At 34.9% G+C, this 16,225-nt stretch carries 14 protein-coding genes; 8 read left to right on the plus strand and 6 right to left on the minus strand.

Annotated features, from left to right (window positions below; translation table 11 throughout):
* Nucleotides 1-173 precede the first annotated feature (173 nt).
* From C7J90_RS05150 to tnpA, 4 genes are all read left to right on the plus strand, one after another.
* Entirely contained in the window at nucleotides 174-1,424 is a 1,251-nt protein-coding gene (locus C7J90_RS05150; protein WP_103207699.1) for a copper resistance CopC/CopD family protein, read from the plus strand.
* Nucleotides 1,425-1,441: 17 nt separating this feature from the next.
* On the plus strand, nucleotides 1,442-2,050 hold the full coding sequence (locus tag C7J90_RS05155; protein ID WP_103207701.1) for a YcnI family protein: 609 nt from the start codon (nucleotides 1,442-1,444) through the stop codon (nucleotides 2,048-2,050).
* Nucleotides 2,051-2,150: 100 nt separating this feature from the next.
* Nucleotides 2,151-2,573 carry a DUF2871 domain-containing protein gene (locus C7J90_RS05160; protein WP_103207703.1) on the plus strand — a complete coding sequence of 141 codons (423 nt, stop codon included), beginning with the start codon at nucleotides 2,151-2,153 and terminating at the stop codon, nucleotides 2,571-2,573.
* Between the two features lie 213 nt (nucleotides 2,574-2,786).
* Nucleotides 2,787-3,245: an IS200/IS605 family transposase gene (gene tnpA / locus C7J90_RS05165; RefSeq protein WP_106465105.1), complete on the plus strand. Its 459-nt coding sequence runs from the start codon at nucleotides 2,787-2,789 to the stop codon at nucleotides 3,243-3,245.
* Nucleotides 3,246-3,395: 150 nt separating this feature from the next.
* Here the strand turns inward: tnpA and C7J90_RS05170 are convergent, their stop codons facing one another.
* The 3 genes from C7J90_RS05170 to C7J90_RS05180 form a co-directional block, all read right to left on the minus strand.
* Nucleotides 3,396-3,818 (minus strand): GNAT family N-acetyltransferase, encoded by a 423-nt coding sequence (locus tag C7J90_RS05170; protein ID WP_103209028.1) that lies wholly within the window; start codon nucleotides 3,816-3,818, stop codon nucleotides 3,396-3,398.
* 44 nt (nucleotides 3,819-3,862) lie between these two features.
* Complete coding sequence (gene glcP, locus C7J90_RS05175) at nucleotides 3,863-5,200, minus strand: glucose transporter GlcP (RefSeq protein ID WP_103209030.1); 1,338 nt, start codon at nucleotides 5,198-5,200, stop codon at nucleotides 3,863-3,865.
* 510 nt (nucleotides 5,201-5,710) lie between these two features.
* Entirely contained in the window at nucleotides 5,711-6,712 is a 1,002-nt protein-coding gene (locus tag C7J90_RS05180; protein ID WP_103209031.1) for an acrylyl-CoA reductase family protein, read from the minus strand.
* A 312-nt stretch (nucleotides 6,713-7,024) separates the two neighbouring features.
* Between C7J90_RS05180 and C7J90_RS05185 the strand changes: the two genes are divergently transcribed.
* Complete coding sequence (locus C7J90_RS05185) at nucleotides 7,025-7,738, plus strand: hypothetical protein (protein WP_103210129.1); 714 nt, start codon at nucleotides 7,025-7,027, stop codon at nucleotides 7,736-7,738.
* 185 nt (nucleotides 7,739-7,923) lie between these two features.
* Nucleotides 7,924-9,543: an L-lactate permease gene (locus tag C7J90_RS05190; RefSeq protein ID WP_103210127.1), complete on the plus strand. Its 1,620-nt coding sequence runs from the start codon at nucleotides 7,924-7,926 to the stop codon at nucleotides 9,541-9,543.
* A gap of 104 nt (nucleotides 9,544-9,647) precedes the next feature.
* Here C7J90_RS05190 and C7J90_RS05195 read toward each other — a convergent pair whose 3' ends face one another.
* Nucleotides 9,648-10,805, minus strand: coding sequence for a glycosyltransferase family 4 protein (locus C7J90_RS05195; RefSeq protein ID WP_103210125.1), 1,158 nt, complete (start codon nucleotides 10,803-10,805; stop codon nucleotides 9,648-9,650).
* A gap of 349 nt (nucleotides 10,806-11,154) precedes the next feature.
* Here C7J90_RS05195 and mqo point away from each other — a divergent pair, with 349 nt between their 5' ends.
* A complete protein-coding gene (mqo, locus tag C7J90_RS05200; protein WP_103210123.1) occupies nucleotides 11,155-12,660 on the plus strand; it encodes a malate dehydrogenase (quinone) in 1,506 nt (501 codons plus the stop codon).
* A gap of 286 nt (nucleotides 12,661-12,946) precedes the next feature.
* Here the strand turns inward: mqo and C7J90_RS05205 are convergent, their stop codons facing one another.
* Nucleotides 12,947-14,269, minus strand: a complete 1,323-nt coding sequence (locus C7J90_RS05205; protein WP_103210121.1) for an MFS transporter — start codon at nucleotides 14,267-14,269, stop codon at nucleotides 12,947-12,949.
* 33 nt (nucleotides 14,270-14,302) lie between these two features.
* Nucleotides 14,303-15,139, minus strand: coding sequence for an MBL fold metallo-hydrolase (locus C7J90_RS05210; protein WP_103210119.1), 837 nt, complete (start codon nucleotides 15,137-15,139; stop codon nucleotides 14,303-14,305).
* A gap of 639 nt (nucleotides 15,140-15,778) precedes the next feature.
* On the opposite strand from C7J90_RS05210, the gene C7J90_RS05215 reads away from it, so the two are divergent.
* Nucleotides 15,779-16,126, plus strand: coding sequence for a DUF3870 domain-containing protein (locus C7J90_RS05215; protein ID WP_103210117.1), 348 nt, complete (start codon nucleotides 15,779-15,781; stop codon nucleotides 16,124-16,126).
* Nucleotides 16,127-16,225 lie beyond the last annotated feature (99 nt).

Below are 16,225 nucleotides of genomic sequence, written 5' to 3' on the forward strand. Positions count from 1 at the left end.
GAAAGTTTGCTTTGGGAACACGTATTGTTTCAAGTGAGACATTTTCTCTAATGCTTAGCTTTTTGTTGTTAAATCATGACAATTATTTGAACAAGTTATACTGTAAGATTGTATTCTTCTTTGAATTTGATATGATTTTATAGCATGACTTTTTAATGATATTGGAGGTGTGTATGGTGAATAAAGTGAAGCATGTATTATATCTCATTACGTTAATGATAATAATAGGGAGTTTGATAGGGGCAGAATGGAATACTGCTTCAGCACATGCAACTTTACAAAAACAAAATCCAGGTGAAAATAGTACAGTTCAAAATGTGCCTGAAGTTCTTGAATTAGAATACAATGAGCCTGTTTATACAGAATATACTACTTTGAAAGTGTTTGATAATCAAGGAAAAGAAATTGCCGAGCTTGAGCCAAATGAATCTGGACAAGCGAAAGTCGTCACATTTGATTCGAGTGATATTAAAAAAGGGACATACGCATTAGAGTGGGAAACAGTCTCTCTTGATGGGCATGATATCAGTGGTCGTTATCAATTTTCAGTAGGAGCACCAACTGCGAGCACGATTGATACTTCTAGTCCTATTTATACACAAACTTTCTTTTGGTTTGGTCTGATTCGTTTTATTTTTCAAGGCAGCGTTTTGATACTGACAGGTCTATTTATTGTGAATCGTTTTATGTCTCAACAAGGCGCGCCAATATACGATATTATTCCGAAATATCGAAGTGCAATTTGGTTGTTAGTGATGACTGCTTTTTCAACAGGTATTGTCTATTTAATGACTTTGCCTAACGACGTAATAAATGAAATATTGAGGTTAAACTTTTCAACATGGCTTCAATTTCCTTTTGTCATATCGATAGTAGCATTGATTATCATATTAATTTTATTTTCATTGCGCAACATGGAATGGATATGGTATATCATCATGTCTATTTTGATTCTTTTAGCAATGGCGATTTCTGGGCATGTGTGGACACAATCAGTGCCTGTGTATTCAATTCTGATTCGTACGCTACATTTGGCGGGTATTGCTATTTGGTTAGGGAGCTTTGTCTATTTAATAAGTTACCTTTTCAAACGACCTAAACATTCATATATATTAATTATCAAAGATACGATTTTTAAATTAAATGTCACATCTGTAGTTATTATTATTGTAACAGGTCTATTGATGTCTATTGATGCGACAACGTTATCAGCAATTTTAACACAACCGACGATATATACATTTTTATGGATAAGTAAGATGATCATGACGATTGTTTTGATGATTCTTGGTGCGTATCAAACATATATTGCAATGGGCCAAAGACGTGATATTAATAAAGTGATTATATATATAGAATTAGGGTTAGGTATTTGTTTAATATTAGCAGGTGTTGTGATGAGTCAAATTGAAATACCATTATAAGAAAGGGAAGAATAAAGATGAAACTTAAAAAATTGATAATAAGTACTATTTTTATGATGATGTTAGTCGGATTAACATATACAGCGCAAGCACATGTGACATTAAATCCCAATACAAGTGAGCCCGGTTCGTACGATGAATATAATGTTAGAGTACCTGTCGAAAAGGATTCACATACTACAAAATTGGAACTTGAAGTCCCTGATGGTTTGACATTGTCAACTGTTGAACCTGTTGTAGGCTTCAAACATCGATTTGAAAAAGATAAACAAGGAAATATTAAAAAGGTAACTTGGGAAGCAACAGGAAAAGGAATTGGGCCCAATGAACATATGGATTTTCCAATTGTAGTTGCTAATCCTGAAAAAGAGGGCACATTCAAATGGAAAGCGATACAGACATACAAAAATGGCGATGTCGTGAAATGGACAAGTGATGATGAAGATAGTGAAACACCGGCACCTGTTACTGAAGTGAAAAAAGGTGATAGTGAGGCTGATACAGCTGGTGCAACACAATCTACAGGCAGCAGTCATCCAGCACTATGGATTATGACTATTGCTTCATTGATCATTGCATTAATAGCGTTGTTTAAGCGTCGAAACTTTACGAAATCAGACAAATGATAGATATTGACACTTACGAGGCGAATCGTGATAATGTAATGAGTAAGATATATGAAATGCACGTGGTCATCGTGTTTGATAATAGAGTGGAGTGAAAAGGATGAAACGTATTTTATATGCTTTTATGGTTTATACGATGTTAGGGCTCTTTAGTGGATTTTTATATCGTGAACTCACGTTACATTATCATTATACGGGTGAGACGCAAATGAGCGTGTTACATACGCATTTGCTGACGCTTGGAATGTTTATGTTTTTAATTTTAATACCAATTGAAAAATTGTTTAAGTTAAGTTCGTATTATCTCTTTAATTGGTTTTTTATCATTTACAATCTCGGCGTTATCATAACAGTAGGTATGCAGTTTGCGAAAGGCTTCACGCAGATTTCAGGTCAAGGAAATGCTGCAGCGTTATCAGGTTTTGCAGGTATTGGACATGTCATTATTACAGCGGGATTCATATTATTATTTTTCTTGTTAAGACAAGCGATTATCAAAGAGCCAAGAGATCACACCAATTAAATTGTAAAATAAAGCGGTAAAGTCATCCATTCGCATAGATGATTTTACCGCTTTTTTATATTAATGACTTCAGTCAGTTGAGCACGTAAAACGTGCGAAACAATAAACCACCTGCTATGCGGGTGGGCAACAAAAGTTATACTAAAAAAATCCCTGCTTAGCGTTATAATTAAGGTGTTCAAGCCAAATTAATAACGAAAGTAGGGATTTTTTATGGCTAATAAAGCCAAGAGTTTAGCACATACAAAATGGATGTGTAAATACCACATTGTATTTACTCCAAAGTATAGAAGAAAAATCATATACAATCAATACAGACCATCAATTATTGAAATTATAAAGTTATTGTGCAAATACAAAGGTGTGGAGATTATAGAAGGACATATGATGCCAGATCATGTACATCTATTAGTGAGCATCCCACCCAAAATAAGCGTTTCAAGCTTTATGGGGTATTTAAAAGGTAAAAGCGCTTTGATGATATTTGATAGACATGCAAATTTGAAATACAAATTTGGAAATCGTCACTTTTGGACAGAAGGATATTATGTAAGTACAGTTGGATTAAATGAAGCTACAATAAAAAAATATATACAGAATCAAGAAAAACACGATAAAGCGATTGATAAGTTGAGCGTAAGAGAATATGAAGACCCTTTTAAGGGTTATTGAAGTTAGTCAAAAGCCTCTTTAGAGGCTAGCTAAAGAGACAATGGCATTTTGGCTTGAGCATGAAATGAAAAAGCCAGCGTCTTTAGACGCTAGCCGGTAAAGCGGGCTTATAGCCCAAGAGCAAACCACCCGTTTTACGGGTGGTCCTGATTAAGAATCTGAAGTGTATGGAAAAGATAAGTACATCCCATGTGATTGGGGTGCGGTCATCACAAAACCGAATTGTTGATATAAATATTCAGCCGGATAATCAGCAATTAGACTGACATAGGTACCCGACACCTGAACCTCGTGTATATAATCCATTATTTTTGACATCACTGTTTTACCAAACCCTTGCTTTTGATAATCAGGGTGTACTGCAATGTCTATCACTTGAAAAGCAGTTGCACCATCACCAATAACACGACCCATGGCAATAAGACGATTGTCATCATAAAGCGTCACTGCGAAACAACTATTTTGTAATCCGATTTCAGCTGCATGAATAGATTTTTCACTCAAACCACATATCTTTCTTAAGTGACAATATTCAGCTGGGTGAGGGGGTGACGTTAAGATTTGAATAGTCATGAATCAACCTCCATAGCACAATTCTTGCAATCTTTTAAGCATTATTACGCCTTCAAATGACTACGTTGACGTAACTCACCTTCAATTTCTTCTAGGCTACGGCCACGTGTTTCTGGTAAAAACTTTATAACAAAGAATAAAGCGAATAAGCCAATTGCAGCAAATATGAGAAAGACTTGTTGTACTTGTAATACACTAACGAGCATTGGGAAAAATTGGGCAACGAGTAAGCTTCCAATAGAAAGAACTAGTGCAGCAATTCCAGTTGCAGCACCCCGAGCTCTCATCGGGAATAATTCAGGAAGCATCACCCAAAGTACAGGCCCCCAAGACATACCAAAGAATATGATAAACGTTGTCAGACAAACAATCATAATCCAAATAGAGCTATTCACGCCAATCATCCAAATTAAAAGACTCATAATTAATAAAGAGGACACCATTCCGATATTCCCAATAACGAGCAGTTTTTTGCGATCGACTTTATCAATAATAAAGATAGCAAAAATGGTAACCAAAACGTTAACTGTTCCAATACCGACTGTACTTAAAATGGAAGCAGAGCTACCTAAACCAGCGTTTTCAAATATTTTGGGTGCATAATAAATGATCGCATTAATCCCTATAAGTTGTTGCAATAATGCAAAGACACTTCCGATAATAATCGTTGATAGCAACCAAGGTGATTTAAGAACAGTCCAAGTACTTTCAGAAATCGCATTAATATGCTTCATATTTGCAATTTCTTTATCAATTTCACCTTCAGGGTATGTTAATTTCATAACATCTCGTGCTGCCTTCTCACCACGTTTTTCAAGTAACCAACGTGGACTCTCAGGCATAAAGATAACACCAATCATTAGAATAAGGGAAGGTACAACAGCTAGACCAAGCATCCAACGCCATCCTTCAATTGGCGTAAAGGCTAGGTTGACTAAGTACGATGATAAAATTCCAATGGTAATCATTAATTGATTGAGTGAGCTCAATGATCCACGCGCTTCAGTTGGAGCTAATTCAGATAAATAAACTGGAACGATAGCAGTTGATCCACCTACAGCAAATCCAATCACCAGTCGTCCTAGTACTAATATTTCCATTGAAGGTGCGAGTGCTAATATGAGAGCACCAATAATAAATATAATTGAGATCATAAAAACGAGGCGTCTACGTCCTAACTTTTCAGATAAAGGACCGCTGAATCCAGATCCAAAAATCGCACCAATTAGCATTGATGAAACGACAAGCCCTTCAGTAAACGCATTTAAAGGAATATCATTTTTTAAATAAAGTAATGCACCTGAAATAACACCCATGTCATAACCGTAAAGAAGGCCACCAAGTGCACCGATGAAGAAAATTAATTTTTTATTGATTTTCATTTGCTTTACCTCCCAAACATTTTGCAAGTTAAGTATACGCTTTCATATATCATTAGTAAATAGTAAAACAGCCACGAACCAACTACACACATGTTGTCAGCATATGCTCATTTGCTTGATGTGCATGTTTTCAGGTGAGGCTTCAGCGATGGTTTCATATTTTATAATAAACAGGCTGGGACATAAATATCTCGAAGTTTTCTTATAATGAGATGATTCATTCAATGATACAAAAGTGTCTTTTTTAAAAGTATTTTAATGTAAAATGACATGTATATCACGTCGTATTGTTGGCGAGACTCCTGAGGGAATAGGATGAGCGTCGAGACCGCGGCTCGACCCATCCCCTAGGAAATGCGAGCCAAACAATACGAATGATTGCTAAAAGAAAAGCGTAGAGGTGAATTCAATCATGAATCATCTCTACGCTATATTTTGGGATTGATATACCAGACTCGATATACTTAAAGTAAGGGATTCTAGCTTTATCACAACAGCTAGATTATATAATCAAAATGATGAATTGACGCCCATATCGATAACGATTCGACCGAAATGGTTGTCAGATTGAATAATGTCAAAAGCATTTTCAATATGACTAAAAGGAATGATTGTTTTAATCTCATGCAGATTTTTGGGTTTTAAATCTTTAGCAAGACGACGCCAAATATGTTGACGGCGTTTCATAGGAAAGTTTACTGAGTCAACACCAATTATTCGAATGCCGCGCAAAATAAAGGGGAAAACTGTTGATGTGAATTCTGCACCACTGACATTGCCACTAAGTGCGACAGCGCCGTGTGATTGAATATGTTTTAAAAGTTCACCAACAGTTGAGCCGCCAACAGGATCGATTGCAGCTTGCCACTTCATTTCACGTAAAGCTTTGGGACTCTCACATTCTATTCTAGGTATGACGTCTTTAGCACCTAGTGAAAGTAATTTTTCGGTTTGTTCTGATTGACCAGTACTAGCAATAGCTTTATAGCCGATAGCATTTAACATCATAATAGCCATCGATCCAACGCCACCACTTGCGCCCCTTACAAGTACAGGACCATTCGTACTCATCATTTTATTATCTTCTAAAAGTTGAATAGATAACGCAGCTGTGAATCCTGCTGTTCCGATAATCATCGCCTCTTCTAGAGTCAAATCTTCAGGCAAATGTACCAACCAGTCTCCATTCAAACGTACGATTTCACTAAAGCCACCAAAGTGAGATACACCAAGGTCATAGCCAGTTGCAAGGACTTTATCATTTTCTTTAAATGACGGGTGGCTTGATTCAATGACAGTACCGGCTAAGTCTATACCGGGAACCATTGGATATTTTTGAATGATTTTGTTTTGTGGCTGTGTAGCTAACATATCTTTATAATTGATACTTGAGTAATGGACTTGTATCGTTACATCACCCTCAGGTAATTGTGCAGTATTGAGTGTTTTGAATGCTTTTTTAAATTGATTATTGTCATGATTGACAACATATGCTTTGAAATCCTGTACCATTGAAAGGCGCCTCCTTGTTAGTTTTTACGTATCAAAGAATATCAACTTTAAGTTTGTAATTGCAACTATCCGATACACAGAATCGCTATAAAAAGTCTCCTGTTACGTCAGGGGGGGTTTGAGTGTGATATAATCGTATAATATAAATATATATATAGTTAATAATCATTGAATAGATTTAACTTATCATTTTAGAAAAAATATTAAAGAAATTGTTTAGTATTGATATGTTGTATGTTTATCGTATATGATCATAGTGTATAAAAAAGTGATAGAAATTTTATATAATAATTGATTATGGAGGCGTTTAATATGAAAAAGTTATTTGCAAGTTTTTTAGTTGTAAGTGTTGTATTATCTGCTTGTTCATTGAACGATGATGATTCAAGTAATGACAAAAAGGAAGATAAGAGTACCGAGCAACAAACTCAAAAAAATGACAAAGATAGTTCTAAAAAAAGCGATTCTGATAAAGATAAAGCTAAAAAGGAAAGCAATGATCAAAACAAATCTAATGATCAATCGTCAAGTAACACTAACGAGCAAGACAATAGTGCTAACTTGAATAATGAGACGACGCAAAATAATCAAAACTCAACAAATGATCAAGGAACTGATAATGGCTCAGTAAGTCAAAACAATGGTACTGTTCCACAATCTGGTAATAACGCGTATGCTACAAATAACAATGGACAGTCAAATGCGACTGCTTCATCATATGTAGCACCGTATCAAGGTCAAAATGTTGTACCTATTGCACAAAATTTAGTGAGAATGAATGTGGATACTCAAGAAGCATTACAAAACTTGCCTAACTTTGAGCAATCATTACAAGCAGCATCAACACAAGCGAATCAGTTGAATGGTCAAAATAATCCTTACAATGACTATGCAATTCAAGGTGAAGATGGTAATTATTCTTATATGTTCAGTTTTATAAATCAATCTAATCCAGGTACATATATGATTGTGACAGTGGATTATACAGGCCAAGCGAAAATTGTTGATCCAGCATATCGTCAATAGAAGATGAATTTAAAAGTGAGTTCTGACTTCAAAGATGAACTCACTTTTATTATTAAAAAATTGTAAAAAGTTATCTGCAAAGTATTGATTTCAAAAATAGAAAATGTTATATTTTTTATGTGAAATAAATCACAAATAAAAAGAGATGTGATTTGTTTAAATTTTATTGAAGGTAGATGAAAGAGATGTTAGTAACTAGTTTTGACCCCTTTAACAATCTTGCAATATCTGCATTAATTGCAAGTATTCCTATCGTTTTATTTTTATTATGTTTAACTGTTTTTAAAATGAAAGGAATTTATGCAGCGTTAACGACACTTATTGTAACTATCGTTATTGCAGCATTCATCTTCAAATTACCATTTGGTATTGTGACAGGTGGAATGGTCGAAGGTTTTTATCAAGGTATTTTACCAATTGGCTTTATCGTCATGATGGCTGTTTGGTTATATAAAGTGACAGTGGATACAGGTCAGTTTGCAACAATCCAAGATAGCATTACATCAATATCTGAAGACCAACGCATTCAATTACTTTTAATTGGTTTTAGCTTTAACGCATTTTTAGAAGGTGTTGCAGGTTTTGGTGTACCAATTGCCATTTGTGCTGTACTCTTAATCCAGTTAGGATTCGAACCACTTAAAGCAGCGATGTTATGCTTAATTGGTAACGGTGCTGCAGGTGCATACGGTGCAATTGGATTGCCAGTATCTGTAATTAATACATTATCATTGCCAGGCAATATTGAGGCGATTGATGTATCACGTGCATTAAACTTAAGTTTACCTTTATTAAGTTTATTCGTACCGTTTTTATTAGTGTTTATTTTAGATGGTTTTAAAGGTATTAAAGAAACGTTACCAGCGATACTAGCAGTGGCAATACCGTTTACAGCATTACAAACGTTATTCAACCAAATTCAAGGACCAGAGCTTGTAGATGTTATTCCACCTTTAGCTGCAATGGCAGTATTAGCATTATTCTCAAAACATTTACAACCAAAACACATTTTCCGCGTGAATCAACAGGACAAAAATAATGAAGAAAAAGTAGAAACAAAGCATCATTCAATTGGTGAGATTGTATATGCTTGGAGTCCATTCGTGATTCTGACAGTACTTGTATTAATTTGGAGCTCTAAATTCTTCAAAGGTTTATTTGTTGAAGGTGGCGCACTTTCATTTATGAACATTACGTTTGGTCTACCAGGTACTCATAACGATGTATCAGGTCATCCAATTATGTTAACATTTAACATTATTAACCAAACAGGTATGGCATTACTCATTGCAGTAGTGATTACGATTTTAATGTCAAAACGCGTTAACTTTAAACGTGCTGGACAATTACTCGTTCAAGCCTTTAAAGAATTATGGTTACCTATTTTAACAATATGTTTAATTCTTGCCATTGCAAAACTGACAACTTATGGTGGTTTAACGAGTGCGATGGGTGAAGCAATCGCTAAAACGGGGACAATCTTCCCGCTATTATCACCTATCTTAGGCTGGATTGGTGTATTTATGACAGGATCAGTTACAAATAACAATGCGTTATTTGCACCAATTCAAGCAACTGTTGCACCTCAAGTAGGTACAAGCGGTGCATTATTAGTCGGTGCGAATACAGCAGGTGGTACGATTGCTAAACTGATTTCACCGCAATCAATTGCTATTGCAACAGCAGCAGTAAAACAAGTCGGTAAAGAATCTGAACTCTTAAAAATGACTTTAAAATACAGTGTAGGACTATTAATATTCTGGTGTATTTGGACGTTCATATTGTCACTTATTATTGGTGGCTAAATAAAACACCTATCATTATAAAAGAGAAGCGGACCAGTATCACATAGGTTCCGCTTCTCTTTATTATTAAGTCATTTTGAATATGAATGAGGGCTTTATAACTATTAAAGTTGTTGTATCATCGATTTAAATTGTTGATAGATATCGTGAGGTCCATATTTTTCGACGGTCTGATAAGCATTGTTTATGATATTTTTCATTTGAGGTGTGTGACTATATTCGATGACTTCGAGTAACTGTTGCCCTAACAATTTAGCGTTAAGGTGTGGTACTAAGAAACCATTTTCTTGATGTTTGATTAAAGACTTAGGTCCCACATTTCCATCAAAGCTGACAACAACACTTCCTTGATTCATTGCCTCTAATATAGTCATACCAAATCCTTCATTACGTGATGGGACACATGTTATTCGACTTTCAGCAAGATGAACATTAATATGCTGTGTAGCAGGTTTGAGTGCAATTAAGTCCTGCAATCTTAAAAAGTTGATTTGTTGACCTAAAGCTTCTTTTTCACGTCCTTCACCGTATATTTCAACAGTGTAACCGTACTCTCTTAATTCTTCTTGAATCGTATAAATCGCTTCGATTAATAGGTCGAAGCCTTTTTCGTATTCAAAACGTCCTACCGAAATAATACGCTTATGTTTCATAATTTGATGGCGCTTTTCATCAATCATATTCGGCAAAAGAAATACGGGTCGACTTATTTTAGAGGCATAACATGCTTTATCTTCATGAGTTAAGGTCGTAATAGCATTCAATCTATGATAATAAGTGACTATCTCTTTTTGAAGCTGTGGATGGTGCGCTGTAAAGTTCATATGTTCCATACCGATAGTGATTTGTTGAGATTTGGCAAACCGCGCAATGAGTATGTTATGGCTTGCACGTGTGCCGATAAAGACATCTGATGTATCATTTTCAATTGCACGAATTAAATGACGCTCAATAAAACTCGAATACTGATTAAAACCTGGCTCGAAACGAGACAACAGTTTAGGTTTTAAAAAAGGTGTAAATTTGCGAATGCGGTTGGCACATAATGGAATCACATTACGTATATTAAGTTGGTAGTTGATGACATGTTCAACTTTCACACGATGATCTAAATGAAAATAAGGCGTTTTTTTAGTTTTGAAAATAGTCAAAATTTTAACATTATGCCCTTGTTTAACGAGCTGATTGGATAAATTCGTAATCGTTTTGACAGTACCACCTACAGCATAAATGTTGTGCAATAAAAAGGTAATAGATTTCATGAAAAATCCCTCAATATACTATGTTTTTTATAATTATATCATTGTTAGGTCATGAAGTGGGAAGTAGTTCACTTTTTGAACGTGTTTTCCTATCAAAAAGACTCACAGCATTATTTGAAATGAAGTAAAAATCAATTAAAAGTGATATCTAATGAGTACAATTCGTTATCTCTATAATACAATCATTTTCGATTAAGCACTATCAATTGAATAGAATTCCTTTTTTCTTATAAGGTTTAGGTATATAATTAATGTGTTGAACATTTTTTTAATCTAATGAGATAATACAAAGGGCATGGTCTCAAAAGGTAATACAAGCTTTAATTTTGAAAAGGGGGTCTGTATTGTTATGAAGCATTTACATAACAAGACAGATGTTGTACTTATCGGCGGTGGCATCATGAGTGCAACATTAGGCGTATTATTAAAAGAGTTACAACCAGAATGGGATATTAATGTATTTGAACGTTTAGATGCATGTGCAAAGGAAAGCTCAAACGTTTGGAATAATGCTGGAACAGGTCACTCAGCATTATGTGAATTGAACTATACAAGTGAGCAGGCAGATGGTTCAATGGATATTACTAAAGCAATCCGAATTAATGAGCAATTCCAAGTTTCTAAACAGTTCTGGTCTTATTTAGTCAAAACAGGAAAATTACCACAGCCTGAAGCGTTTATTCATGCTGTTCCGCATATGAGTTTTGTGTCAGGAGAGTCGAACGTTAAATTTTTAGAAGCACGTGTTAAAGCTTTACGTGAAAATGTCTTATTTGAAGGTATGGATATTACCGATAATAAAGAAACGTTACGACAATGGATTCCATTGATAATGGAAGGGCGAAAAGATGATGATGAAGCTATTGCAGCAACACGTGATGAATCGGGAACAGATGTTAACTTTGGTGCATTAACACAACAGCTATTAGCACAACTTGAGTCTCAAGGAGGTTCTCTATATTACGAGCACGAAGTTAAAAATTTATCTCAAAATAAAGATGGATCTTGGACAATCAAGATTCGTAATCTTAAAGAAGACAAAACTTTTACAGTAGAGAGCAAATTTGTATTTATAGGTGCAGGTGGTGCAAGTTTACCACTACTGCAAAAGACTGGATTGCCTGAGTCTAAGCATATTGGTGGTTTTCCAGTAAGTGGGTTATTTTTAGTATGTCAAAATCAAGACGTCATTCAAAAACATAAAGCGAAAGTATACGGAAAAGCAGAAGTGGGTGCACCACCTATGTCAGTTCCGCATTTAGACACAAGGTATATCGACGGTGAACGCTCACTATTATTCGGACCCTTTGCAGGATTTTCACCTAAATTCTTAAAAACAGGTTCATATTTAGATTTATTTAAATCAATTAAGCCTAATAATTTAACGACAATGTTAGCAGCGGGTGTTAAAGAAATAGATTTAACGAAATATTTAGTTTCGCAATTGCTATTGTCTAACGAAGAGCGAATGGATGATTTACGAAAGTTTGTACCTGAAGCAAAGGATGAAGACTGGAAAGTAGTTGTTGCGGGTCAACGTGTACAAGTGATTAAAGATGTAAAAGGTAAAGGTAAGGGCACACTTCAATTTGGCACAGAGGTCATTACATCTCAAGATGGTTCATTAGCGGCATTACTTGGCGCATCACCAGGTGCGTCAACGGCAGTAGCAGTTATGTTAGACATTTTAGAGCGTGCTTTCCCAAAACAATTTTCTTCATGGGAACATAAAGTTAAAGAGATGATTCCTTCATACGGTGTTAAACTTACAGATGAAGTGGCATTATTCAAAAAATTGAATAAAGAAATTGCACAAAATTTAAAACTTAATACAGATGGAACATTGTTAAGTTGATATGCATTTAGGGGTACTATCATTGGATTATTTTTGATGTGTAAGCAAAGAAGTTGTACATGAGTCTATAAAATAAAAAATGATATAAGATTAAATGATACGAACGCTTGGTTATTGATGATGAGATTCCTGTGAGAGCCGAAGACTACAAGCTGAGGCTGTCTTCTCGAAAAGCGAAATCATATCATACAAAGTTTGATCATAAAAAGAAGCGCTAAGACGTATTTTTATTAAAAATCATCTTAGCGCTATTTATTTGGGGAGTGATATCCCAGCCTCTTCATTGTTATGCTCTAAATACACTATATTTTTCTTGAACATAGAAAAATGAGATTGCTGCAATAAAACAAGGAATAGCAAAAAGTAAAAAGTTAACGATATAAGGCATAGCGATACTTGATAGAATGAGACCTCCGATGATTGGGCTCACAATTCCTCCAATACGCCCGATACCAATACTCCAACCAGTCCCCGTAGCTTTAATATGAGTTGGATAGAACTGCGCAATATAACTATTCATTAACATTTGAGTTCCGTTAGTTGCAGCGCCTGAGATAAATAATAAAATATAACTTATGATAAAAGGAGGTTTTAACCCGAGAATAATTAGAGCTATAAACCCAACTATAAAATATACGACTATGACAAATTTAGCATTAAATCGATTAGTAAATCCACCACCAATGACCGCTCCTACAATGGCTCCTAATTTTAAAATTAATAAGAAACTAATACCAAGTGTTAAAGAGTATCCAGCTTGAACCATAATGCTAGGGATCCAAGTGCTGAGCCCGTACAAAGCGACAAGATTCATAAATACAGCCACCCAAAAAAGTAAAGTCGATACAGCACGTTTATCCGTAAATAAGCTTTTAACTGAAGATTGATTTTTTACGTTTTGAGATGTGAATGTATATTTAAAATCATTTGCATTGTATATATTTTTTCCAGTTATTTTATTTAACACATCAGATAGCTTTTCAAATTGACGGTTACGAAAATTATACTCTGGAGAGTTGGGCAATACCTTTAGTACAAAGGGGATTAGGAATAGAGGTAATGAACCAATCCATAATACGGGTCTCCAACCAAAGTGTGGAACAATATAGATAGCTGTAAGTGAAGTGAGCATCCCACCAATGGGAGCCCCTATATTCACTAAAGTGACAATAGCAATACGTCGCTTCTTAGGTAAGAACTCTCCTAATGAAGCATTCAGTACGGGGATAACACCACCCAAACCAAGCCCGGCTAAAAAGCGGCATATTGCAAAAAATATAGGCTCTACAGCAAAACTAGCAATGAAAGTAAATATTGAAAAAGTGAAGATAGCGAATGAAACTGTAAAACGACGACCCATTCGATCTGCAACCATTCCTAATATGACTGCGCCTAATGCCATTCCGACAAGTCCAGAACTCATTAATATGCCAGCCGTTGTTGTGGTAATACCCCAGTCTTGAATAAGAGAAGGGATGATGTTACCAAGATAAAACATATCATAACCATCAAACATAGTAATAATAATAAAAGTAATCAGTAATTTGATATGAAAAGGATTCACGTGACTTTGATCAATAACAGTTTTGACATCTACAGTTGGCTTCATAAAATCATACCTTTCTCAAAGATATTGTTGGAATTAGGGCGTGATAATATCTAAATCATTCGGAATGATGGTGTTGCCTGAAAATATTTTCTCTACTTCAGTACGTATTTCATCGACGTCGATTTGTGGTAAGAAGTGCGTTAAAATAAGGTTTTTAACATTAGCTTGATGAGCAGTTTGAGCCGCTTGGGTAGGTGAACTGTGTTCTTTTTGTAGATTTTTCCAAACTTCTTTCATTTCAGAGCGTGTTGTGTAACTGTACATAGACGTTGTCGTTAAGCAACAATCATGAATGAGAACATCAGCATCTTGTGATAGCGTAACTAATTGTTTTGTTGGTGCAGTATCACCTGATATAACGATTGTATGGGCACCGTCATCGAAACGATAAGCAAAAGTTAAAACGTTGTGAGCCATTTTAGAAGCCTGTACGTTAATATCTAAGCCGGTATCAATTGAAACGATAGACGATGTATCCCTTATCTCTATAATATTGGCGTTCAATAGGCCTTCTGTCGGAAAACCAAGTGATGTTCGATATGCGATATCCTCGTGATACATTTGTAATACTAGTTCGTGCATTTTTTTAGTTCCTTCTGGCCCAATGACTGTCAAATGCTTGCGTCCACTCCCCCAACCTGCAATTAAAAAATGCGCATAACCATAAATATGATCACCATGTAAATGCGTAAAGAAGATGTTTTCGATTTGATTGAGTTTATAATTAGATTGCAAGATACGATTGACTACCCCTTCTCCAGCATCAATGAGTATGGGTTCGCCATTGATGCTTACAATTTGAGATGGACCACTCCGTTCGAGGCTTGGTCTAGGACTTCCTGTACCTAACATTGTGATAGACAGACTCATATATACCCCTCCCTTGTTTGATTCAATAACTTATTCACAAAATTAAATGTGTCACTTATCACTTAATCATTAAGAATAGTGATGAATGCCCATAAAATACAAAAAAAGTAGTTAACAATAAATGACAAAATAAAGCCATTCAATAAGTTAACTACTAGTAATTAAGCGCTAACGAAGTAATCTTTAGGAAAACCTCCGCGCATAAGCCAGTATTTGAGTAAAATATTAACACTACACCTGAATTTTTACAGTGAAGGCTGAGTTGAATATATTTTTCTCAATTTAGGGATGCGTATTTAATTTTGTAATCGTTTTCAATGCTAGCACAAGTTATATTCTGGTGCAAATAAAATTTTTAAAAATATTCGAAAATACTGACAAATCGGTCGTTAAACTGCTTTTGAATTAAAATATAGCGCTTATTTAAAATCATAATAATTGGCATAAGGGGATTAAAAATGGTAAATATATAAAAACAGAATCTAGAATAACGTTGTAATCTGATATTGAAATCATCTTCAAAGGGGATTTAATAAAAATTGAAACGTAATCAAGGAGTCTGTTTTTTACCGAATTGCATGAAGGCACATCATTTATGATAAAAATGGAATATGTCGTCATTAAAGGGGGGATAAATTTATGCGTCAAGAGGATCAAGTATATCTTATTGTTGTTGGTTTTGCACATTTACCAAAAGGAACGCCATTATACGAAGTACATAAATATATTGCCAGCGTATTAAAAGTTAATACAAATAATCACACGATTGTTGATGCATCATTTAACTATTTATTACCTTTAACTAATGAGTTTATTACAACACTCATTAAGAATTATAAAGTGACAGATGGATTAGAGCCCATTTCAAAAATCATTGAAAAACACTATGTTGCAACTGAACAAAAAGCGCTAATACAGTCCTTAAATGCATGTTTTGAAAGGTACTATGAACACTGCAAAAAGCATAAAATAACATTCAATCATTAAAATGATTTGCATTTGTGACAAATGTGTGGCATAATTGTAAGCGATTTCAATACAAATTGAACTGGTTTATTTGTCGGAACGAACCAAAAGTTTGTTTAT

It is taken from the genome of Staphylococcus felis, from assembly GCF_003012915.1.
In the GTDB taxonomy this organism is placed as follows: domain Bacteria; phylum Bacillota; class Bacilli; order Staphylococcales; family Staphylococcaceae; genus Staphylococcus; species Staphylococcus felis.